This is a genomic window from Marinoscillum furvescens DSM 4134 (assembly GCF_003386095.1).
GTDB lineage: Bacteria > Bacteroidota > Bacteroidia > Cytophagales > Cyclobacteriaceae > Marinoscillum > Marinoscillum furvescens.
The window spans coordinates 149,867-172,731 of the sequence record NZ_QREG01000013.1; the positions used below are offsets into that span (position 1 = coordinate 149,867).

Genomic DNA, 22,865 nt, shown 5'->3' on the forward strand with positions numbered 1-22,865 from the left:
CATTGTGCGTACAGTGGCTTTTTTATGGCTCCTGACTATAGACTTCTATGTAGCTGTTTTCTAGCTTTCTCGGTGCCAGAAATCGCTGCTTTAGCTCATAATGTTCTTTGAGAGTAGCTTGTACATCATATGGGAAGAAGTGAATAAGGCCAGGAATGTCTTGAAAGAGTACCAGGTCATAGTGTCCTTCACGCACACGCCGGGAGAGTTCATCTATCTCTTTCTGAAATATGCCCACGTTGAGGTGATACCACAACGGCTGATTAGTGGGAGGGGTGTAGTTGAGCTCTAGCGCCAAAGGAGTAAGCTCTGTCATGTTAAGCACTTTGAGGTCTTCTTTGCCCGCCAATGGTGAGGCTAGCAGTTGTTGGATGCCTTGCACAGTTTCTGACGGCATTTTCACGTTTTTGAAGCCCGTTACATCGGTGGTTTTCCATGGCTCTGCACGGCGTGGGATGTTGCTGTCATGTTTAGAGGCGGTGAGGCCTAGAATGCCTTTCATGTATTTCCAGTAACCTCCAGAAAACAAGAGCGTGACCATCAGAGCCGCAGGGATAAATCCTGTCCATCGCTGAGTGCGGAGATATATTGCAGGTGCTAACCTGCAGAGCATCACTACTCCAAAAGCATGAAAGTAAGTCATGTGATTGGTGGGCAGTGGACTGCTCACACGTGTGATCATGGCCTGCCCGATGAGTGCCACTGTGATGATGAGTTGAATGACTACATGACGGTCTTTGAGCATTTGATTGCGCTGAGTCGCTGGTAATGCGAGCAAACAGGCGCCTATGAGTAGCAGGTAGGTTTTTTCCCAAATGGCGCGAGCACTAAAAACCACGTCTAAAATAGGAATTAGGCCGATTCTTGGGTTGTGCGGAGGTTGGCCATAGTTAAACCAGTACAGAAAATCATGCGGAATAAGTGGAACAATCGTGATGGTGGCTATCACCATAAAAGAAATGATGTAGGTGAGAAGTGGTACCGCGCCACCATGGGAAATTCCCTGGTATAACAGTACGATTGCTCCGATCACAAAAGCAATGGCTCCGGCATCCTGTTTGGTGAAAAAGGCCAAAAAGGCAAATAGCGAAGCAGCAATCAGGGCTGCGAGGTGGTAGCTACCCGAAGTAGCACTCCGCACGATGAAGTATAGGGCGATAAGCTCAAATACAATAACTGAATGATTGTACCAGGGCCAAAAATTGAAAATCACATAGGTGAGACAAAAGACAATGAGCGCCAGAGATACGAGCAGAGGTTTAATGCGCAGTTGGTACAGGATACCGCGTACTGCCAGCAGGCTCAGGGCATTGATAAAAACCTGCGCTTTGATGAGCGTAATCAGCTCCGGTCCGAAGAGCTTAAAAAACAAAGCCGGAATCAGCCAGTAGCCAAAGCCCAAAGGCAATCCGAAATCCACAAAAGGAAACTGTCCCAAGAGGAGTCGGTAGGCGCCTTCCCATGACAGGAAGATGTTCACCCTGTAGGGTACATCCAGCATTAGCGGTACGATCAGAAAAGGTAAGCAAATCATCAGGTCGATGAGTGCTATGTAATTGGATTGTAAGTAGTTAAATCGGTCCTTCATGCAGAAAAATCTCAATTTTTGTAATGATTCAAATGTATGGATTTAAACCATTCGCATGCGTTACATTTTCCTTATAAGGATGCACCACTGGGTGAAAAACCTGTTTTTGTTTGTACCACTTTTCTTTTCAGGAAATATTCTGGATGAAGCGTTGGTATGGCTGATGATCAAAGGTTTTTTCAGCTTCTGTTTGGTGGCATCTGCTGTTTACATACTCAATGACCTCAAAGACCTTCGCGAAGATCGCAAACACCCTCAGAAGAAAAATCGCCCCATAGCTTCTGGCAAAGTACCGGTAGCCACGGCCATAGGAGTAATGTTAGTGTTCGGTGCTGGAGGATTGTTTTGGGCATATATGCTCAAACCCGGTTTTTGCTTCACTGTGTTGCTTTACCTGTTGGTCAATATTGGCTATTCCTTTGGTCTAAAGCACGTGTCGCTAGTGGATGTGTTTTTGGTGTCATCAGGATTTCTCATCCGAGTAGTGGCAGGAGGAGTGTTGGGTGATATCTTTATTTCCCAATGGCTGATTATTATGGTCTTTCTGCTGGCCTTGCTACTTACCTTTTCCAAACGAAGGCATGACCTGATACTCGAAAAAGAGATAGGCAAAAAACGCCGTAAGTCGTGCAGGTATTATACGCTGGATTTTATCAATACCTGCCTTTCGCTAATCGCTGGAGTGATCATGGTTTCATATCTGATGTATACGTTTAGTGAAAACGTCAGAGACAGGATAGGTGAAAATTACCTCTACATCACTTCGGTATTCGTTTTTGGTGGGATACTAAGGTATCTGCAGATCACACTCGTTACCGGCAAAAGTGGATCGCCTACACGCATCTTTCTGACGGATAAAATCATTCAGTTTACGGTGGCAGGCTGGGTGCTGGCATTTTTCATCACCCTTTATCTATAAGCCTATGGCCAAAGTACAGTCGGTAAAAAACTGGAACAATTTTCCTGAAGTGGAAAGCACCGTTTACTCTTTCCGTACCTCAGGGGAGTTGCAAAAGCTCCTGCGGGAGTCGCCAAAAGTCATAGCACGCGGTGCTGGCTTGTCGTATGGTGATGCTTCGCTGGGTGAACATGTGCTCAGCACACATTATTTCAATAAAATCCTTTCTTTTGACCCCTACACAGGTGTCTTGCGTGCCGAAAGTGGAGTTACACTACGTGATATTTTGGAGGTGATTGTGCCGAAGGGTTGGTTTTTGCCTGTAACCCCTGGTACCAAAAATGTGACCCTTGGGGGCGCTGTGGCTGCTGATGTGCATGGCAAAAACCACCATGCAGAAGGGAGTATAGCCAACTTTATTCGTCGGATCAGGCTCATGACAGGCGATGGCGTCTTGATGCACTGTAGCGCTACAGAAAGCAGAGATGTTTTTATGCATACTTGCGGAGGTATGGGGCTCACAGGCGTGATATTGGATGTCACTCTGCAGCTCAAGAAAATAGAGACTTCTTATATCAACCAACGCAATATAGTAGCTCCTAACCTGAAGAGACTACTGGAGCTGCTCAGGGCCAATGGTGACGCTACCTACTCCGTGGCCTGGATAGACTGTCTGGCGCGAGGTAAGCACCGGGGTAGAGGTGTAGTGATGCTCGGGGAGCATAGCACCAGAAGGGATTTGGCCGAAAAGCATCAAAAAGAGCCTTTGACGGTTCATCAGGCAGCTGGATGGAAGATTCCTTTTCATTTTCCACATTTTGCCCTCAGTCGGCCTGCAGTGCAGCTATTCAACGCATATTTTTATGCCAAATACCGATGGAGTAAAAAGGATTTTCAGGTACACTACGATACGTTTTTTTATCCTCTGGATGGAATAAAAGACTGGAACAGAATGTATGGGCGGAAAGGCTTTTTGCAATACCAGTTTGTGTTGCCTTTTGATGGGGGAGAGCAGGCGTTGGATGCTGTTTTGGAGCGAATTTGCAAGCATGGCGCCGCTTCCTTTTTGGCAGTACTCAAGCTAATGGGCCCAGAAAGCTCCCCGGTTTCTTTCCCTATGCCTGGCTATACACTTGCGCTGGACATACCCATGAGCTCGAGGCTTTTTGCTTTGCTAGATGAGCTAGATGAGCTTGTAGTGGCCCATGGAGGTAGAATTTACCTGGCCAAGGACGCTCGGAGCAAGCGTCATGTGCTGCAGCAGGGGTACCCGCGTATCGATAAGTTTAGGAGCATACGCAAGTTGACCGGAGCATTTAAAAAATTCGAATCCCTGCTTTCGCGCAGGCTTGAACTTTAATAAAGAGCGCATGAGCAAAATACCAGCAAATAAGTCGGCATTGATACTGGGAGGTACATCAGATATAGGCATGGCTGTAGCCGAGTGCCTGGCTTTTGAGGGGTGGTCACTGATACTCACGGGGCGAAATGAAGATTACCTGCACAGGATAGCCAATGACCTCCAAATTCGCTCAGGATCTAGCGTGCAGTCGAGGTATTTTGATGCTACGGACACTGGCACCCACAAGACCTTCTTTCAGTCTCTGGAAATCGTGCCCGAGCTGTGTGTTTGCCTGTTTGGATATTTGGGCGAACAAGAAAAAGGAATGAAACAATGGCGCGAGGCAGAGCAGATCATCCAGGTAAATTATACAGGAGCGGTATCTATTCTCAATCTGGTGGCAAATGAGTTTAATGCCCGAGGCCTGGGTACGATCATTGGGGTAAGCTCTGTGGCTGGCGATCGAGGACGGGGGAGCAATTTCCTCTATGGAAGTGCCAAAGCTGCACTCACTACTTACCTGTCAGGGTTGCGAAGTAGATGCTACCACTATGGTGTACATGTAGCCACTATTAAGCCGGGGTTTGTAGCTACAAGAATGACCGAATCTCTGGACCTGCCTGCCAGCCTCACGGCCGCTCCTGGGCAAGTGGCAAAAGCTATTTGCCGAGCTTATTATAAGCGCAACAATGTGGTGTATGTCCTACCTGTCTGGAAACTGATAATGACCTGCATTGCACTCATTCCCGAACAGTTATTCAAACGTCTGAAGTTATGAAAAAACCCCTCGCATTATTTGATTTTGATGGTACCATAACAACTCAGGATTCACTGGCTGCGCTGATCTGCTATGTGCATGGCAAGCATAAATACCGAAGTGGCTTAATGTATCTGGCCCCTGCTATTGGCATGACGCTTACAGGTCTGTGGAGCCGGCAAAAGGGAAAAGAGGAGGTTTTGAAGTATTTTTTTGGAGGGATGAGCGTATCCGAATTTGAAGGGTATTGTTCGCGATTTGTGACGGACGAGCTCCCCGCTATACTTCGGCCTAAAGCTTTGTCCTGTTTGAGTAAACATCAGGCTGCTGGCCATCGTGTAGTGGTGGTCTCTGCATCTCCCAGTAGATGGGTGGCGCTTTGGGGGCATGCCATGGGGCTAGAGGTAATTGCTACGGAGCTAGAGGTAAACAAGGGACAGATCACGGGCAGGATAGAAGGGCAAAACTGTCAGGGACTGGAAAAAGTAACACGGATTCGGCAGCAGCTCTGTCTTTCCGATCATCGTCCCATCTATGCCTATGGTGATACTGAAGGAGATCTCCCCATGTTGGAGCTGGCCAACTTCTGCTATTACAGGCCTTTTCGCCGCAAGGCTGCGGACACTTTTTTGACCATTTAAAATAGACTTATGATCCATCAAAGAATATCGGTAGCCATGCTTTTGGGCATCGCTGTGTTGCTGTCGGGATATGTAGTATATGAGCATGTAACTGACGGTGATGCGGTGCCATGGGAGCTGCAGCTAAACAGGCACCAACGAAAGGTGGCGGGCGAATCTCCCTTTTACAACCCCTGGCAATACCGGGTGCTTTCCACTGCAGTGGTTCAGGGCGCTCTGGACCTTACCAAAGCCACGGTGCCCGTCCTATCGCCTCGTGTGGTGTTTTATGGGATTCATTTCCTACAGATTTTGGCTATCTGTTTGCTAAGTGTGGCGTATTTCCGACAGCTGGGTGTTTCCAATCCAATGCTGCAAATAGTGGGACTGATACTCATTAGCTACAGCATGGCGAGCAGTGCTTATAAGTCGGACCTGTCTTTCGATACGTATTTTGATGTGATTGCATACTTGTGTGCTGCACTGCTGATCTTAAAAGAACGCTACGTGTGGGTAGTGCCACTCATGCTGCTTGCAGCGCTCAACCGTGAAACGAGCGGATTGATTCCATTGATGATATTGGTACCGCTGGGGACATCACATCCCAGAATGTTTGCTAGAAGTCGCCTGATAGCCGTAGGAGCAGCCATGCTAGTGTATGGAGTGGCCTTTGTTGCGGTTCGATGGTATTTTGGGTTGCAACCAGCTGTGGGTATCCATGGCATGACCTCTGCTTCTGAGTATCTGTGGTTTAACCTGAGCTTTGCTCGCCTGGTGCCGTTGCTGCTGGGTACATTAAGTGTGGTGCCTTTGATAGTAGTGTGGCGACTTGGGCAGGTTCACTCTGTGCTAAGAGGCTGGTTTTGGTTGATAGTGCCTATTTGGGTGGTTATTCATTTTTTGAAAAGCACCGTGGTAGAAACTCGTCTCTTCCTGGTGCCTCAAATCATAATCTTCGTACCGGCCTTTCTCACATTGGTAGAAAGGTGGTACGAAGATCGTATTACTGGTTGATCAAACGAAGGGTCAGTTTTTCACAAACCTCATTTTCTTATCTCCTATGTGGATCAGGTAAGTGCCCCGTCGGAGCTGCATAAGGTTGATCTCGCTTTGGCCATTGACAAATTGCACTTCGCCAGACATTACCTCCTGACCTTGCGAAAGGTGGTAGATCTCATAGGTCATTGCTTGCTGAAAGTTGCTATTGTCGGCCTGGAGCCTGATGGTGGCTTTCGTAGGGTTCGGAAACAGAATGAGTCTGTTCAGGGTATTTGCTGATACAGGCTTTGCACTGAGTGGGTCCGCCATTTTATCCGAAAGATATAGTCTGCTGTCAGGGATGACGTAGGCTGAGTCATAGCCATCATCGTGCTTGTTTTGGTCTTGATCATTAGGCACACCTTGCTGGTATTTGACTACTAGCTCCGCATCACCCGTATACATGGTGTGGTATTTATTAAAGACCACTCGAATGGGATAAAGCCCTGGCTTGGTAAACCGATGCACCCCACGTCGTATTCTGGACTTGTGCGTGCCGTCATTGTCTACTACCTCCTGATCATTGATATACAGCATGCTGCCATCATTGGATTTGGTATAAAAGGTGTAGTTTCCTGCTGCTTTGATCTCCAGTAGAGCATCATACGCTACTACGTATCTGTTTTTGCGCTCTGCCACATCCACATCGAAGTTGGAGGTCTGCGCACTGGTGACTGGGGCAGGGTCTGTCTCGAAAAAAGTAGCCATAGGCTCTGGCCAAAACCCTTGTTCGTAGTACGTATACAATACACCATTGCCTCCAGGGGTACTGATACTGATAATCTCAGAAAAAGGGGACCGATTGCCCTGATAGTCTACAGCGCGGATTTTTAGAGTATGGGAGGTCGCTGGAGACAAGTTGGTAACTACATAGCTGGTAGGAGGAGCCGGAGATCCATCAGCGGGGTTGCCATCCAGCGTGTCACTCAGGATATCTGCTATTTTGATTTCGGCATCATAGAGCTCGTATTTCACCACCACGTCATTGTCATCAGCAGGTTCCCAACTAATTTCGATCGCATCTTCTTTGACCATTTTTGTGGTAAAACTGGAAGGCTTTGAAGGTGCCTGTGTGTCATTGCCTGTGCTGGCATCTACGGCATCAGAGGCAGTAGCTCCTGCTTCATTGGGACGAATGGCACGGACTACAAACGTGTAATCAGCATCCGGCCTCAAGTCATCAGCCGTAAATGTGGTAATGTTGGCGTCTACTTTTCCACGATAGTAGAAATCTTCACCTAAATATCCGGTGCCATTGATAATATCCAGCGTATGCGCTCGCTGTTGCCATATTTCGTAGTAGATTTCATATCCGGTGTCTGTCCAGTCGAGCCTTATTTCACTGGAAGACAGAGCTGTGGCCGTAAGGCCTGATGGAGGGTTGCTGGTAGGTTGAGGGTTGGTATAGGTGACCGTAATGGTGCTTTCGCTACTGCTTCCGCCACATGCTCCGTACTGTGGGATACGCACTTCGTACACTCCAGCATCTGATGAGGTAAACTCCAGGCCAGAGCTATCATTGAGCATGAGCTCAGGCTCAGAGGTGTTGGTAATGAAAGAGCCATCAAGGTACCAGTCGTAAGACGGAAAGCCTGGTGTGGCTGTAAGCTTCAACGTTTCATTCCACTCGGAGGTGTTGTTGCTCACGGGCAGAGTTACTGAGCTGTTGGCAGCCAACACAGGAGGGTTACTGTTGGCGCCGGGTAGTTCTATAGGTTCAGATTTTACCCACTGGCTATCGATAGGTTGCAAGAAGAGCACTTCATACTTTCCACCTTCTGTAGCTGTATAATATCTGTCGGTGGCACCTGAGAGGGTGTCGCCGTTGTGCAACCACTGGTATCCCAAAAAACCTGCTGAGAAGCCCAGTTTTTGTGTGTTGTTGGTAGTTACACATTCGGTGAGATCGCCAAAGTAAAACACCTCCTTTTTGTTTTGCTCCAGCATCCAGGAGAAAAAGTCCGACTCGCCGTATGCTCTTACCCATACATTGTGTCCATTGTTAGGGTATACTGTATAGCGTGGTTTTCCGCCTTTGTCTTTCAGGGCATCTATCCACTCGCTAGCCCATTCAGGACTAGGGTTGGTGTCTTTACCTCCCTGAAACATCCAAAGCGGAGTAGTCACTAGCGAGTCAGTGGATGCGTCTTTGCTTTTGCCTACGCCAGCCATAGGGAGCACTGCCGCGAAAAGGTCTGGTCGATGGGTGGCTACGTCCCAGGTGCCTTCACCTCCACTCGAGAGGCCTTGCAGGTAGACCCGATAGGGGTCTACATCGTAGGTAGCTATCATGTGTTCTACAATGCGGGCAGTTTTAGTAATGTTGTCTCCTTTCCATGCTCCATTATAGCTTACCTGAGGGAAAATCACGATACCAGGAAATGACCTGGAATGAGTAGCGGGTCGGTTTACTGCATCGCGGTGTTCCTCACCGCCCCAGTACAAATGGTGGCCGTTGTTATCATATTCGGGATCTGAAGGGTCATAGTGAAAGTCATAGGGGAAGGTACACTTTCGCCCGGATTCTCCAGCACCATGTAAGAGCACGATCATGGGGTATTTGACAGTGTCATTTACATCAAAACCTGCAGGAAAAATAGCTCTCCAGTTCATAAAGTCATGAACAGATCCGGACAAGCTTTCTTCCCAATGCCCGAATTGCTCATATTGAGAATCATCCCAATCCACCATTTTGTAATAATCACGCTGTTCTTTGTCACGAATAGAAACGCCTTTTTTGAAATGGTAGGATTGTGCCGTAGCGGTCAAAACGGTGCCTACGCACAGGCACCAGATCAGATAAAGTTTATTCATATTTCTCATGTTGGGAATTATTTAAATGGTCCATTTAAACACCTGTTTGCTAGTGGTTTAACAGGTCGCATATCAGTGAGTTGGTTGATGGTAGGTTACAATCATATTACATGTTGGTTACCTTCTGCATACGCGGCGATAGGCGTGATCCGTTGATCCCATGAAGGTTTTTTACCGGTCGGGCGGGCACTCCCGCTACCATGGTATTTGGAGGTACATTTTTAGTGACCACAGCACCTGCTGCCACTGTGGCACCATCACCTATTTTTACACCTTTTAGTATGGTTACTTTTGAAGCTATCCACACGTCATCGCCTATTTCTATAGACTTGCTTTTGCCGGTGATCTCCCGGTAGTTTACATCATGAAAATCACTATCCATGATAAGTGTATAGGGGCCTATTCGGACATTTTTTCCTAAGATCACAGACTGCTTCACGGAGATATGTACGCCGTTGAGGCGTGAGTGATGGCCTACTACAAGTGCACCTCCCGGGTGAACGAGCAATTTGGTCCGCTCAAATACTGACCAGATGGCTACCCGGTTTCCTAGCATTATGCTGCCTCCGGTACGAATCATAGGCTTGCCATTTACCGTGACATAGTTGCCCTTACGGCAGTTGCGCAAGTACCACTTGGCTGCAAGTATGCGGTGGACGGTATCCAGTATTTTCATACCAAAGCACAGGTGCAGGTGCACGGTCTTGTGGTCCGGGTGCTGCACTCGGAATTGGGAAAATTTCTTTTTAAGTAGATGTTTGGCTTCTGAGAGCATATAGGGCAATGGGGTTTTAATATTGGGTAGAGAATGCCCTGGATTTGTCAGTAGCAACAGGACTTAGGTGCCATTTTACGCCTGCCATTGTGGCCTTGAGATTGGCATAGTCTCGTTTCCAGAGATACTGAAACAGTTTTTTGGGGAAGGCCAAAAAGATAAACACCAGTAAGGCTGCCAGCCGTGATAATCCCCGATGGTTTCTTCTGAGAAATAGTAGCCTGTTTCTGATCATGTAGTAAGTTTTCATAGGGCTGTTGGCACCTGCTGTGGCAGACGCATAGTGCGTAATGCAAGAAGTGCCTACATAGTATAGCTCAAACCCTTTCGAGCGAGCCTTCATGGCCCAGTCATGTTCTTCGTAATAAAGGAAGTATTGCTCTGGGTAGAGTCCGGCTTCCTTGATGAGTGCTCTGGATACCATCATGCATGCGCCATGTACCAGTTTGGTGGGAGCGAAGTAGCTATACTGCCCCCGATCTTTTTGCATGTGGCCTGTTTTCTTACCTCGTCCTGTCCATGCATGGATGCCGGGAGACCCAGCATACTGAATGCGTTTGTCAGCTCCGGCGTATTGTATACGCGGGGAGGCCATTCCTGCCTTTGGGTATGCCAAAAACGTACTTACCAGAGGCTCCATAAATCCAGGTTGCACTTCTATGTCGTTGTTCATAATCAGCACAAGCTCTCCTTTGCTCTGTCGAATGGCCAGGTTGTTAGCTCCGGCATAGCCTAGATTTACTGGTGATTTTAGTAAGTGAATTTCCGGGAATTCTACCTTTAGGTCGTCGCAGCTGCTGTCCGCAGAGGCATTGTCTACCACGAAGATTTCTATGTGGCTATAGGTAATGTTGCGCAGCGAATGCAATAGTTTACGAGTGTAGTCAGTGGTATTGTAATTGACAATAGATATGCTGACAAGTGGGTATGCTGCAGTGGAAGTGTCCATTTAGCGGTCATTGTTTTGTGTTTAGACCAAATGTAGGTGATGGCCTATGGCGGGAGGGGATGTTGCTGGTTACATTCAGCTTACAGCCATTCATACATATGGCTTACAGCTTTTTAAATTGGAGCTTTGTTGGCGAAGAAGTCTGTGATGAGTGGGTTGACCAACTGGGGTTGTTCGTACTGAGGCATGTGGCCGGCGTTTGGTATGGGGCGGTGGAGTATTCTCGGGAAAATGGATCGGTAAATGGCTCTTTGTCCTTCCTGAAAATAGGGGTCCTGCTCACCATAGATGAGCAATACGTTTTTTCTATTGATGCCTCCCAGTTCATTGAGCTTTCGCTGAGGTAGTACATTGAGCCAGGTACTGTGGTTGGTTTTTTTGTATCCGTCAAATTCACGAAAGAAGGAAAGCCTGCGTGCATAGTTTTGAAATACCGAATCGCTCACAAACTCTTTGCGCTGGTTGCGGATAGATCTGGGGTACCAGTAGGCAGTAAGTAGCAGGTCGGAAAGCCCCGGCACTTTTAGTAGAAAGTTGGGATTAAAACTCCCCGTAAGAATTGGATCTACTAGTACGATCTTGTCCATAAGCTCCCCATGGGACCGGTGGAGGTCCATTGCCACCATGCTGCCCATAGAAAGCGCTACGGTGTGAAAGGGCTCATCTATTTTGAGGTATTGTAAGAGCTCCACCAGTTGCTGGTGTAGCATGGAAGTGCTCTGTGGCACCTCAGGGCGGGCAGAATATCCACGTCCGTACAGGTCATAGCTGAGCACCCGATAGCCCTGTCTGAGTAAGTAGGGTGTGGTCTGTGACCACACCTCCAAGCCAGCGATGCCTCCACCATGAATGAGCAATATCAGTGGGGCATTTTCAGGGCCTGCTAGCTGGTAATGAGTATCACCAAAGGTCAGTGTAGCAAATTTGCCTGGAGCTCCTTGTAGCGTTTTGGGAGTGAGCACGGCCGTTTCCTGATCGCGGGCCATTAGCCAATGCACCAAAAAGAGTGTGGCTACACCGCAAAGTGAAGCTATCCAGAAAATTTTCCAACCTTTGGTGATCATTCCTAAGTACGGGATTACCAGCCTTCAGGCATGTTTTCACGCACTTCTACCTGCTCGAACTCCTGGCTTTTTCGAGCACCCACTTTTTCGGCCCAAGAAGCCATTTTTTGGATGCCAGCGTCTAGTGATACACTGTCTTCAGTTCCAAATACTTCGTGGGCTTTGCTGTGGTCAGAGTATGCATGCTGCACTTCCTTACGAGCAGCCAGGTAATTGATTTTTGGGCTTGCCCCAAAGTGCTTGCCCACTACTTCGGCCAATTCTTTCACTGTATAAGGAGTGTCGGCGCCTATGTTAAACACTTGATTGTAAGCTTCAGGCATGCTTACACTCCGGGCGATAGGTATGGCCACGTCATCGATATAGCTGAAGGCGCGCGTTTGTGTCCCATCTCCAAAAATCGTAAGTGGCTTGTCTTGCATGATTTGGTTCATGAAGATGCCAATCACGTTGCGGTATTTATCACCGATATTTTGGTTTTCGCCATATACATTGTGTGGGCGGAAGACCACATAATTGAGCCCAAACATTTCATGAGCCGCTTTCAGATCGAGCTCTACGGCATATTTGGCCACACCGTATGGATCTTCGGGAAGGGGAGTCATGTCTTCACGCATGGGTACCTGTCCGGGACCGTATACGGCTATAGATGAAGTAAATGCAAAGCATTTTACCTTATGCTTCACAGCTTCATTGATGAGATTTACACTGCCTATCAGGTTGTTGGTGTAGTTGAACCTACGGATAAAATGCGATAACCCCTCTGCAGCATAAGCTGCCAGATGATAGACATAGTCGAACTTGTATTGATTGAAAAGGTCTGCCAGGAGTTTGTGATCTGTGATGGAGCCTTTGATAAAGGTGGCTCCTTCCGGAATGTGATCTTCGAAACCTCCACTGAGGTCATCGAGTACGAGTACTTCATGACCGGCTTCCAGGCAGTGTCTGGCTACGTGCGATCCAATAAATCCTGCTCCTCCTGTTATAAGTGATTTCATTTGTTTCATGATATTAATAAACTTTAGAGTATTTAGGGTGATTAAGATTCCAAATAATTGCTTTTACAAAATTTCTTAGGTGGACGAATTTGCCTCTCAGCCCATATTGAAGTAGACTTTTGGGAATCACGAAAAAGGTGAGAAAAACGGTGAAATACAGAAACTGAACACTGCTCACGTTTCTTCTCATAAATAGAATACGGTTTCGGTTATGGTAATAAGCCTTAAAAGGGCTGTCTTTACCTGTAGTGATGGATTCCTTGTGAAATATGAGCGCCTGAGCCTGATAGTAGATTTTGTACCCCGCACGCCGCACGTGCGATGACCAGTCCAGCTCCTCATAGTAAATGAAAAAGATGTCTGGGAGTGGCCCTACTTTATCTACAACTTCTCGGCTTACAAGCATAGCGGCACCATGAGCATAGAAGGTATATCCGGGCGTATCATACTGTCCCAGGTCGCGTTCTTTCTGTCCTATGGTGCTGTTTCGTCCCGTTATCGGGTTGATTTCTTTAAATCCAGCATACTGGATCAGATCGGGTTCACTGAAGTAGCGAATCTTCGGGCTTACCATACCAATTTTAGGGTCCTGCTCAAACGGAGCCAGTAACTGCTCTAGTAAGTTTGGGGTGACTTCTGTGTCATTGTTTACAATGAAATAGTACGCCCCCCTGGCGGCAGCTATGCCTACATTGTTGCCTCCAGTAAAGCCCAGGTTTTTTTTCGTCACGATCAGTTTGACCTCTGGATACTTTTGCGATATTATAGGAGTGGGGTCTTCGCGTGAATTGTTATCTACCAGTATGATCTCATAATTTGGGTAGGTGAGGTTTTTACACGAATCCAGAAACTCCATGGTCACCTCCAGCTGGTTGTAGTTGAGGGCGATGATGGATATCAACGGGTAATCATTAGCTTGAGTATTAGACTTCATGAGGTGTGTGTATAAATTTTTTGTTAGCAGATTTTGACTGTACAAAAGCTAGTATCAGACGTATGAATACGGATGGTAAATACAAGATGCTTTTGATCATTCGGAAGGAATAGTATGCTTTGGGTATGGCCAGAAATGTGGCGATGGTATTGAGTGCGAAAATCGCTACCCATACCCAGTAAGCCATCTGGTGGTGCTCATGGATCATGATTGCAGCCCCAGTGCATAGCGTCAGCAAGCCGATGTTGATCAGCCGCGGCAGTGGTACATTTCTCAGAATAGAACTGTTTACAAAAGCCCAGCGGCCTCTGGCCAGTGCTTCCAGACCTTCACCCAGGTATTTGGTCAGGTACAGGTACTGACTGGAAATCCACCGCTTTCGCTGATTTTGAAAACTTTTAGAATTGCCCACTTTTTCGTCATATACTGCCAGCTGATGTACGTAGCATACACGATGACCTTGTCGCAGCAGCAGGATTTCCAGTTCTTTATCAAACCCACCTACCGAGTCCATTGCCTGCATGGTTTTTTTGAGCAAGGGATAAGCCGTGGCAAAGCCAGAACCACTGATTGCAGAAGACCAACCAACAGCAGAAGTGCCTTTTCGAAAGATGGTGGTGTTGATAGCTTCGCTCAGGCCATCGAGGAATGCCATAGTGGTTTGCTGGTTTTTGGGTTTGCGTTGCCCTTGAATCACTTTGGCACCTGTGCTATGAAAGAGCACTGATAGCTTTTGCAAAAAGTCTGCTTCCATCACATTGTCAGCATCCAGGATAACCCCATAGTCATAAGTGCTGGGCAGCTCAGCCATGGCAGCATTCAGCGCTTTTACCTTGGTGCTGTTTTCAAAGTGTACTTCTACTGTGGTAATGGGGAGTTGGTGCAGTTGCTGCAGCGTTTCGCTTTTTAGACTGTCTGCTATAACCACTACATCATACTGAGCTGTAGGGTAGGACTGGTCTAGTGCTCGCTGTGCTGTGTTTACGATTACCGTGTCTTCCTTATAAGCCGGGATCAGCACACAAAACTTCGGAGTGTACACATTCGGCTTGAGTACAGGAGTGCGGTGAGCGTCTCCCATAATAGCCGCTATGGCAAAGAAGAAGGTATAGCTGGCTACAAACCCAAAATATATCAATAGTATAGCTTCAAATAGCACCATGCGTTTTGATTCTCTATTCTTGTTAAAATACAATCAGCTCTAGCTGGCCGATCTGTCTTTGGTCGTGAAAGTAGAAAATAAACTGGCGCATCAAATGAGTTGGGGGGAAATGTAATTTATTAGTAATCAGATTGCTATGTCTTTGATCTTTTGAGGCGGTAGCTGGTGGTGGTTCTGATTTTTCCGGTAAAAAACCCGTGTTAAAAGAAGTTATAAACGCTTTAAGTCAAATGGTAATCGTGGAATAATACTATGTAAGCTTTATGTAAGGTGTTATGTCCTTGCGAAGCTGATCCATTGGTCTAGTTTTGAGTCATCTCCCTTGTTTTTTAAGGTTAGGCGGCAAGGGAGAGGTTGGTGATGACAATAGACCGACCGTGGTGTAAAACCACGGTTGGTCTTATTTTTATCGATGCAAGGGTAACCTTCCTATCAGCAGCAAACTACCAGCCCGATCCCATGATAGCCGAACTGAAAATTTTTTTGGAAGCTAAATTTTCGGTCAGAGTGAAGGGACACTACAGAATACTTGTACTTGAAGTAAACTCCATATATGTGGATGTGATGAGTTCTTTTCTTAAAAAATCATCGATGGAGCACAAGGTGAAAATGGTTAGCAGCAAAGAAGACTTCATTCCTGCGGTCAATGGCTTTGACCCGGATGTAATATTGGCTAATTATTTCTACCCATTGATCAACGGTGAAAATTTATTGAAAGGCTTGCGTGAGCGCCATCAGCACGTACCGTTTATACTTATCGCGGATGAGCTGAGTGAGAAACTGGTTCGTGATTGCCTTCGCGAGGGGGTAGATGATTTTGTGCATTTTGAAAATGTAGAGCACTTGCCCGGAGCCATCAACAGAGCACTTGAAAAAAAACGCAATGAACGTGAAGGAGCCATTCGAAATTTTGAACTCCAACGGGCTCATGAAGACCTCAGAGTCAAGTTGGCCAGGCAAAATGCTGCCAATGAAGAAGAGCGGCTGCAGCTGGCCAGAGACCTTCACGAAGAATTAGGTCAGGTATTGAGTGCTTTAAAAATAGATATCAACATGTTTGGCCGTAAGGTATTCGAACGACTGCCTTCCGATGCTGAACTGCTACACGAAGAATTTCAAAGTATCATCAGCAATATTGAGCGTATTACCGCCACAGTGAAGCGGATGACTTCCGGGTTGAGACCAGAAATGCTCGACGAACTGGGAGTGATTGAAGCGATCCGCTGGTTGGTACGCCAGTTGAAGAAAAAACATGGCATTCATTTTGAATTGGACTTGCCTGAAGAAGTTCGCGGAGATAGTGTATTCCCTATTACTTTGTACCGGATCGTGCAAGGAGCACTGGAAAATCTCATCCACCACACCAATGCAAACACCATAGAGTTGATAATAAAAGAGAAGGGTGATAAGCTTGCACTTAAAGTGAAAGCAAACGGAAAAACATGCGATAAAGCAGCATTTAACCTAAAAATTATTGAAATTAGAGAGCGGTTAGGCTTTATCGATGGTACTTTAGCAATTCAGAATAGCAGACCTTACGGTAAAACATTATTGGCAACAATTCCGCTTGGTAAATCCCAACAACCAGCACCATGATCAAAATAATCATAGTAGACGATCACTCCATCATGAGGTCAGGCCTGGCCAAAATCCTCAAAGAAGAACCAGACATGGAAGTGGTCTGTGAGGCTGACGGCTATCTACAGCTAATGGAGGCCTTGCAAAATGATCTCCCCGATGTAGTGCTGCTGGATATCACTATGCCTGGAAAGAATGGGCTGGATGTGCTCAAAGAGCTCCGTGCGGATTATCCCGAGGTTAAAGTGCTGATCCTTAGCATGCACCCGGAAGACCGTTTTTCGGTACGGGCTATCAAAGGTGGAGCCTCTGGCTATATCAATAAGGAATCCGCCACCGAAGAACTTGTAAATGCCATTAGGAAGGTTTCCTCTGGAGGTAAATTTATCACGCCGGTAGTGGCTGAAATACTCGCCGACTCCTTTGAGCAGGATACTAGTAAACCCCTTCATGATAAACTCAGCGATCGAGAGTTTCAAATATTACGAATGATTACCTCAGGTAAAAAAGTAAAAGAAATAGCCGATGAGCTTTTTCTGAGTCCTGCTACCGTGGCCACCTACCGCAGTAGAATTTTAGAAAAAATGCATATGAGGAGCAACGTGGAATTGACGAACTACGTGCTCAGAAACAACCTCATCGAATAGGTAAATTACTAATACCTCTGTAGTTGAGATTGTATATGACTTGTCATTATTTTGATGACAAAATTTAGGTAATACCTTCCTGTTGTCCCGTAGATCATACATTTTGATTAGGTCCATCGATTAAAGGCCTTGTCATTTCTTACATTCCTGTCACGTCTTGTTTTCGTAAGTGGTCAGTGTTACCACTTCTTTTTCATTTTTTTGTCTCTTACAGGGGGATTTTAGACCTGTTACTTTTACGGCAGTAACTAATTGAAAAACCAGCAAATATGTATCAGAACAAAATAGGAACACAGGATGCCAACCACCTAATCAACCATAATTTGATCGCTGAAAACCAGGAGGCAATAGCTTCTTACCTGAAGCCAATGAGTGCATCAGCCGGAAAGCGTAAGGTACTGCTCATCAACTGTAACGATGATATTGCAGAGCTGATGCGCCGCAGCTTATCCGATACCAAACGATATGAAGTACTCAGTATGATGGACGAGGAGCCTGCATTTGAAACAATAAATGCGCTAAACCCTCACTTGATCACTTTAGCTATCAATAAAACTGATAGTGATGCGCTATCCATGATCCATAAGCTGAAAAGCCATTCGGTGACAGCATCCATTCCTCTGATTGTCTTTAGTGCTGATCGCCTCCAGTTGGACGCTGTGGATGAGCTATTGGCTGCAGGTGTGGTAGACTGCATCAGTCAGACCATGGAGCCAGTAGAGTTGCGCTTGCGCGTAAAGTCCACCTTGCTACAGGTAAAAGCACTCAATGATGTTCGCTCTCGAGAAGAGACTATTCGTAAAAGGCATCACGAACTTGCCAGCAAGTTTGAGCAGTTGCAAGATGCTGTTGCTACTCGTCAGCGTGAAGCACTCACTCATTTGGAACTGCTGATGCATTCTAAAGAAGTGAATGAGACCATCATGGATAAGGTAAATGACCTCCGACCTTACCTCAATGTGCACGGAAAAGCAAAGCTAAAGCAGATAACAAGACAGATGAAGTGGGAGCTCAATGAGGAAGAAGAGCTTAACCTGGAACGAAAACTAGACGAATCAAATCATGCCTTTTATGAAATACTGCAAGAGCACAATAGCGAACTTACAAAGTACGAAATGCGACTGTGTGCTTATTTGAAGGCAAATAATTCATCTACTGAGATTGCTCGCATTACGCGCAAAACGGCCAATTGCATCAATGTAGCTTTTGCACGTGTACGCAACAAACTAGACATGGCCAACAACCATGAACTGAAGGCATTTCTAAAATCACTTGAGTATGAAGAAACACCAGCGGTTACCATGTGAGTGAAACCCTAAGATTTGGAATCCGCAAGTTGGGCTGCTTTCTCTGAAGGCGGCCTTTTTTCGTTTTAGCCCCAAAAAACATAACTGGTAGAAGGCACAATTCACCGAATTCATGCGATAGCTCAGCGAGTAGGCACGGATTCCTTTGATGAATCAATCTACTTTCGAATCAAATAAATGATTTCACGAAACCCAGAAAGACCATGACAGTAGCAAGCATTTTAACATCAGTTCTCTTAGTGTTTAACTCTAATGAAGGAACCACCAGCGCGGTAGGAGACTATCCATCAGCCATAGGTGAGGCAAAATGCGTAGTGCTCGATGCTACCGCCAATGTGCAGTACGAAGGTCAGCAACTTTCTTACACATGGCTTTTTGAAGATGGCAGTGAGGCAGAGGGGTTGTCAGTAGAAAAATGTTTTGACGAATTAGGAACCTATCGTGCAACACTCACAGTGACAGAGGACGCCACGGGTGCTCAGGTAGATGAAGCACCTGTAGAGATTGCCATACGTTCAGAAGCCGAGCTCAATGTAAAACAGGTTCCACAGGAAGATGGTACTTACCAATTGGCGGGAAATCTAGAGTTTTCAGATGCCAATACCGAAATTAAATATTACTGGGACATAGATGGATCCTATCATGTGGGAGACGCACCAGAGGAGCTGGTGGAAGCAGGTACTTCTGTACGGTTACTTGCCAAGTTTACCTATGATGGAAAACCTACTCAGCTCGCAAAGACTGTAACCATAGGCGAATAAGCCTTTAAGCATAAACTATTTAAGAGCCGCTTCGTTTTACTCAGGTCACGAAGCGGCTTTTTGGATTAAACACACCAACGATGAAAGCAACATTAGTACTATTGATGGCGCTATCCCTCAACATTGCACTGGGGCAGATGGTGCCGAGTGAATCTGAACAAATAACCCATCTGGTAACTTTCGGCCCTGAATGCAGCAAGTCGTGGGGTGATGACGATTATAGCCAGGTATTTTTCTTCGTAGTGCCTGAGTCGTTTACCAAACCTATATACATTCGAGTGTTCGATCCTGATATCGGAGGTGAGCATGATGAGCCCAACGGTGCCTGGAATACCTCAATGAAATTTGCCGTGTATGGTGGGAATGGTGCACACAGTCATCCAGATGCCAAATCCATTGATCCTGTGGGAAATTACAAAAGCGGCCTTTTGCTAGACTCAAAAGTTTTTCTTTCTGGTAGTTACGACAATGAATGGTACACATTTGGGCCATTCAACCCACTGGAAGGGGAGTCAAGTGAAGAGTTGAAAGGTCGTGTGTTCAAAATAGTAGCGGATGGTATCTCAGGTGACGATGGGAATCTCTACAAGTATTTCCTGAGTACACAGCCTACAGCTAACAAAAGTGTGGAGGGTGCCAATGCGTTTACTTATGAGTACTCCTTTAGGTTGCCTGAAAAGGCTAATTCTGTGGCGCACTTGTATCCGTTTATCGACAAAAGTGTGGTTTCCATTACTCAGCACAACTTTGATTTTGACAATGAAGGGTCTATCCTCATTTATTCGGTTGCTAAAAATCACCACAAAGGGAAAAGCAGTGGAGATAGCGACTGGCAGAGTAGCAAACATGAAATCGTAGATGAGGAGAAAAACACTACGGTAGACATTCAGATTACCAAGAAGTCCAACTCGCGCAACGATATGGTATGTTACATTACCAATCAGTACGATGAAGCTATGGCATTTTTTTCGGTTCCGGTTGGCGGGCCGCCCAGGTTTAAGTACAAGGTAAACGTGCGCTACAAAAATGACGGCAAGTAATCGATATGCATTAATTGTATTTGGCTGGGTTTTACCCTTTTTGCTTTGCGCAGGACCCAGAGATTTTACTACGCTGGTATACAACTCTGATAGAGACTTTGATGGCATATTCATTTATACCGTCACTCAGGATTCTGATGGCTTTTTGTGGGTGGGAAGTGATGACGGGCTCTATCGGTTTGATGGAGAGCAGATGCTCAACCTCAATGCCAATGATAGTACAGTCGATAATTTAGTAACTGCTGCAGTTGCAGGCCCTGATGGTTTGTATTTGGGTTTCTTTGCCGGAGGTATCCATAGGGTCAGGTCGGGTAAAATAGAACCTGTGCTGGAGGCGAGCGAGCTGCCCAGTAGGGTTAATCAAATCAGACTCATAGGAAGCGATATTTGGGCACTTACCCAAAACAAAGGCCTGGTAATATTACAAAATGGCAGGAAGATTAAAATTCCCCTCAAAGAGCTGGAAGGTGTTATTTGTCGAGATTTTTGGGTAGTTAGAGACGAGCTTTTTGTCGGTACTAACGAGGGGTTGTTTCGCTATGGCATTCAAGGAGACGAGAGATTGCAGTTTGAAGGGGTGGTGCCTGGCACTATCAACCATGATGTAAACACTTTGCTGCAGGACGACCGGCTAAAGGACGTATTGTGGGTAGGGACTGATGAAGGGCTTTTTTACCTGGAAAGGGGTGTAGGCTGGCAGTCTGTTGCTGTTCTCACTGACCAGATTCAAGTCAGCGCCCTGGCCAAAGACCAGCTCAATACCCTTTGGGTAGGAAGTAAAAACAAAGGTCTCGTCCAGATAGAGTTGGAGCCACGTACCCGAGCGTTGCAGATCAATTCGATTACCCGATTCAATAGGAGTACGGGATTTGAAAGTAATCAGATCAACGAGCTTTATGTAGACCGTGAGAACGAAGTATGGGTGGGTACATTCGGTCACGGACTGGTACAGCTCAATCGCGCGTATTTTCATCATTATGAACTTTACAATACAATACAGCTCTCAGGGGTACATAGCATGAGCCGACTTAGGGCTGAAGAGCTGCTATTGGGTACAGATCAGGGGCTGGTTCGTGTGTTTTCCGAGCCGCTCAAAGACAGTTTGATATTCGAAAGATTAGCTTTCAGTGAGGGTTTTTCTTTTCATGCTTTGCTAGTCACAGAAGATAAAATCTGGGCAGGAACCGAAAAAAACGGACTCTACACCATCGATTTAGCATCAAGAAAAATGAAGCCAGTGCGTCTGCTGAAAGATAATCCGGTGGAAAATCAACTGATCCGCGATATTCAGCAAGACCGCAACGGTAATATTTGGGTGGCAGCAGCTGCCAATGGGGTGTTTGAGCTGAACGAGTCAGGGGAAGTATTGCGACATTTCAATACAAAAACGGGATTCTACCACAACGATATAGTCACTATTTGTCCTGACCGCTATGGGAATGTTTGGTTTGGAAGCCATGCCACAGGATTGGCTCTTCTAACAAAAGCAGGTGAATTGAAGTTGTTATCCCGAGACGAAATATTTCCGTCATTTGATATCAACACGATTACACAACATCTGGATGGTAATGTGTGGATCGCTACGCAGGGAGCTGGATTGTATGAGTTTGATGGTGAAGTGTTTCGCCAGTATACACGAAAAAAAGGTCTTCTGTCTAACTACTGTAACAGCGTGATGATTGACGATATTGGTCAAATTTGGATTGGGCACCGCCTGGGGATTACTCTCATTCAGCCGGAGTATGATATCATTCGCACGTTCAATCACCCCAACGAGTTGGGAGAGACCGAGTCAGAGCTAAATTCCGTGTGCAAGGACGCAAAAGGGAATGTATATTTTGGTAACCCCTATGGCATCACCAAGGTCAATTTGCCATACTTCAATTTCAAGATAGAAGAACTCCAAACACAGGTTAAATCCATTAGACTTTTTTTTGAAGAAACCGATATATATCAGTTTGCAGCCAATGAGGAGTTAACAGAGGTAATACCCAGTCAGTTGACCTTTCCTCATGACCAAAACCATCTTACGTTTGATTATATAGCGATCAAATTGCGCAATCCCCAGGCGGTACGTTATCAGTTCAAGCTAAAGGGATTTGATAAGCACTGGTCGCCTGTGACTAACAATACGCAGGCGACTTATACCAACTTAAGCCCTGGTGAATACACCTTCATGGTAAGACAGTCTGAGCATGAAGGCTATTGGACGGATGATTATACCTCATTAAAGGTTGAAATTAGACCTCCATATTGGGAGATGTGGTGGTTTTACCTGCTACAGATCAGTATTATTTTGTTGCTGGTATACATCACCTATTTCCTATCAGCACGATTGCGAAGTGAATTTGCCGTTAGACTTATGGTCTACATCTGTATATTCATTGCCTTTGATTATATTCATACGGAGTTAGAGCCGTATTTGGAAGAATTCTCGGGAGAAACCCCCATTTTTCAGGTAGCTGTAAACCTATTGTTGGCCTTGTGTCTGTTACCTATAGAAATTAGAATGACCAGATACATGAAGAAAAGGCGAGAGCAGGCGGCACTCGCAGCAGATCGAAAATCACAACCAGATCAACAACCAGAATAA

General features: G+C 46.0%; 18 protein-coding genes and 1 pseudogene. 11 read left to right on the plus strand and 8 right to left on the minus strand.

The window, feature by feature from the left end; genetic code table 11:
• Window positions 1-22 precede the first annotated feature (22 nt).
• Complete coding sequence (locus tag C7460_RS14360) at window positions 23-1,588, minus strand: hypothetical protein (RefSeq protein WP_115868812.1); 1,566 nt, start codon at window positions 1,586-1,588, stop codon at window positions 23-25.
• Window positions 1,589-1,643: 55 nt separating this feature from the next.
• Between C7460_RS14360 and C7460_RS14365 the strand changes: the two genes are divergently transcribed.
• Genes C7460_RS14365 through C7460_RS14385 form a run of 5 tightly spaced genes read left to right on the plus strand, consistent with a single transcriptional unit; the run spans window position 1,644 to window position 6,219 of the window.
• Window positions 1,644-2,507, plus strand: coding sequence for a decaprenyl-phosphate phosphoribosyltransferase (locus C7460_RS14365; protein ID WP_115868813.1), 864 nt, complete (start codon window positions 1,644-1,646; stop codon window positions 2,505-2,507).
• Between the two features lie 4 nt (window positions 2,508-2,511).
• Window positions 2,512-3,846, plus strand: a complete 1,335-nt coding sequence (locus tag C7460_RS14370) for an FAD-binding oxidoreductase (protein ID WP_115868814.1) — start codon at window positions 2,512-2,514, stop codon at window positions 3,844-3,846.
• 10 nt (window positions 3,847-3,856) lie between these two features.
• Window positions 3,857-4,606, plus strand: a complete 750-nt coding sequence (locus C7460_RS14375; protein ID WP_115868835.1) for an SDR family oxidoreductase — start codon at window positions 3,857-3,859, stop codon at window positions 4,604-4,606.
• Complete coding sequence (locus C7460_RS14380; protein ID WP_115868815.1) at window positions 4,603-5,226, plus strand: HAD family hydrolase; 624 nt, start codon at window positions 4,603-4,605, stop codon at window positions 5,224-5,226. Before C7460_RS14375 ends, C7460_RS14380 begins: the two co-directional genes overlap by 4 nt.
• 9 nt (window positions 5,227-5,235) lie before the next feature.
• Complete coding sequence (locus C7460_RS14385) at window positions 5,236-6,219, plus strand: hypothetical protein (protein ID WP_115868816.1); 984 nt, start codon at window positions 5,236-5,238, stop codon at window positions 6,217-6,219.
• A gap of 12 nt (window positions 6,220-6,231) precedes the next feature.
• On the opposite strand, the gene C7460_RS14390 is transcribed toward C7460_RS14385, so the two are convergent.
• The 7 genes and pseudogenes from C7460_RS14390 to C7460_RS14420 form a co-directional block, all read right to left on the minus strand.
• Window positions 6,232-9,057, minus strand: a complete 2,826-nt coding sequence (locus C7460_RS14390; protein ID WP_170148023.1) for a fibronectin type III domain-containing protein — start codon at window positions 9,055-9,057, stop codon at window positions 6,232-6,234.
• Window positions 9,058-9,226: 169 nt separating this feature from the next.
• Window positions 9,227-9,382, minus strand: a pseudogene (locus tag C7460_RS24545) (DapH/DapD/GlmU-related protein); the annotation flags it as partial.
• A gap of 466 nt (window positions 9,383-9,848) precedes the next feature.
• A complete protein-coding gene (locus tag C7460_RS14400) occupies window positions 9,849-10,781 on the minus strand; it encodes a glycosyltransferase family 2 protein (RefSeq protein WP_115868819.1) in 933 nt (310 codons plus the stop codon).
• A gap of 113 nt (window positions 10,782-10,894) precedes the next feature.
• Window positions 10,895-11,845, minus strand: coding sequence for an alpha/beta fold hydrolase (locus C7460_RS14405; protein ID WP_115868820.1), 951 nt, complete (start codon window positions 11,843-11,845; stop codon window positions 10,895-10,897).
• Window positions 11,846-11,859: 14 nt separating this feature from the next.
• Window positions 11,860-12,843: an NAD-dependent epimerase/dehydratase family protein gene (locus C7460_RS14410; protein ID WP_115868836.1), complete on the minus strand. Its 984-nt coding sequence runs from the start codon at window positions 12,841-12,843 to the stop codon at window positions 11,860-11,862.
• Between the two features lie 13 nt (window positions 12,844-12,856).
• Window positions 12,857-13,777 (minus strand): glycosyltransferase family 2 protein, encoded by a 921-nt coding sequence (locus tag C7460_RS14415; RefSeq protein ID WP_115868821.1) that lies wholly within the window; start codon window positions 13,775-13,777, stop codon window positions 12,857-12,859.
• Window positions 13,767-14,939 (minus strand): glycosyltransferase, encoded by a 1,173-nt coding sequence (locus tag C7460_RS14420; RefSeq protein WP_115868822.1) that lies wholly within the window; start codon window positions 14,937-14,939, stop codon window positions 13,767-13,769. The genes C7460_RS14415 and C7460_RS14420 overlap by 11 nt, the downstream gene beginning before the upstream one ends.
• Before the next feature lie 459 nt (window positions 14,940-15,398).
• On the opposite strand from C7460_RS14420, the gene C7460_RS14425 reads away from it, so the two are divergent.
• The 6 genes from C7460_RS14425 to C7460_RS14450 all read left to right on the plus strand — a co-directional run bounded on the left by C7460_RS14425 (window position 15,399) and on the right by C7460_RS14450 (window position 22,865).
• The gene (locus C7460_RS14425) at window positions 15,399-16,535 is read left to right on the plus strand and encodes an ATP-binding response regulator (protein ID WP_221409532.1); all 1,137 of its coding nucleotides are present in this window, start codon (window positions 15,399-15,401) and stop codon (window positions 16,533-16,535) included.
• Window positions 16,532-17,164 (plus strand): response regulator, encoded by a 633-nt coding sequence (locus C7460_RS14430; protein ID WP_115868824.1) that lies wholly within the window; start codon window positions 16,532-16,534, stop codon window positions 17,162-17,164. Before C7460_RS14425 ends, C7460_RS14430 begins: the two co-directional genes overlap by 4 nt.
• A 269-nt stretch (window positions 17,165-17,433) precedes the next feature.
• Window positions 17,434-18,471, plus strand: a complete 1,038-nt coding sequence (locus tag C7460_RS14435) for a response regulator transcription factor (RefSeq protein WP_115868825.1) — start codon at window positions 17,434-17,436, stop codon at window positions 18,469-18,471.
• 203 nt (window positions 18,472-18,674) lie between these two features.
• A complete protein-coding gene (locus tag C7460_RS14440) occupies window positions 18,675-19,232 on the plus strand; it encodes a PKD domain-containing protein (RefSeq protein ID WP_147302964.1) in 558 nt (185 codons plus the stop codon).
• A gap of 80 nt (window positions 19,233-19,312) precedes the next feature.
• The gene (locus C7460_RS14445; protein ID WP_115868827.1) at window positions 19,313-20,272 is read left to right on the plus strand and encodes a hypothetical protein; all 960 of its coding nucleotides are present in this window, start codon (window positions 19,313-19,315) and stop codon (window positions 20,270-20,272) included.
• A complete protein-coding gene (locus tag C7460_RS14450; RefSeq protein WP_115868828.1) occupies window positions 20,259-22,865 on the plus strand; it encodes a ligand-binding sensor domain-containing protein in 2,607 nt (868 codons plus the stop codon). The genes C7460_RS14445 and C7460_RS14450 overlap by 14 nt, the downstream gene beginning before the upstream one ends.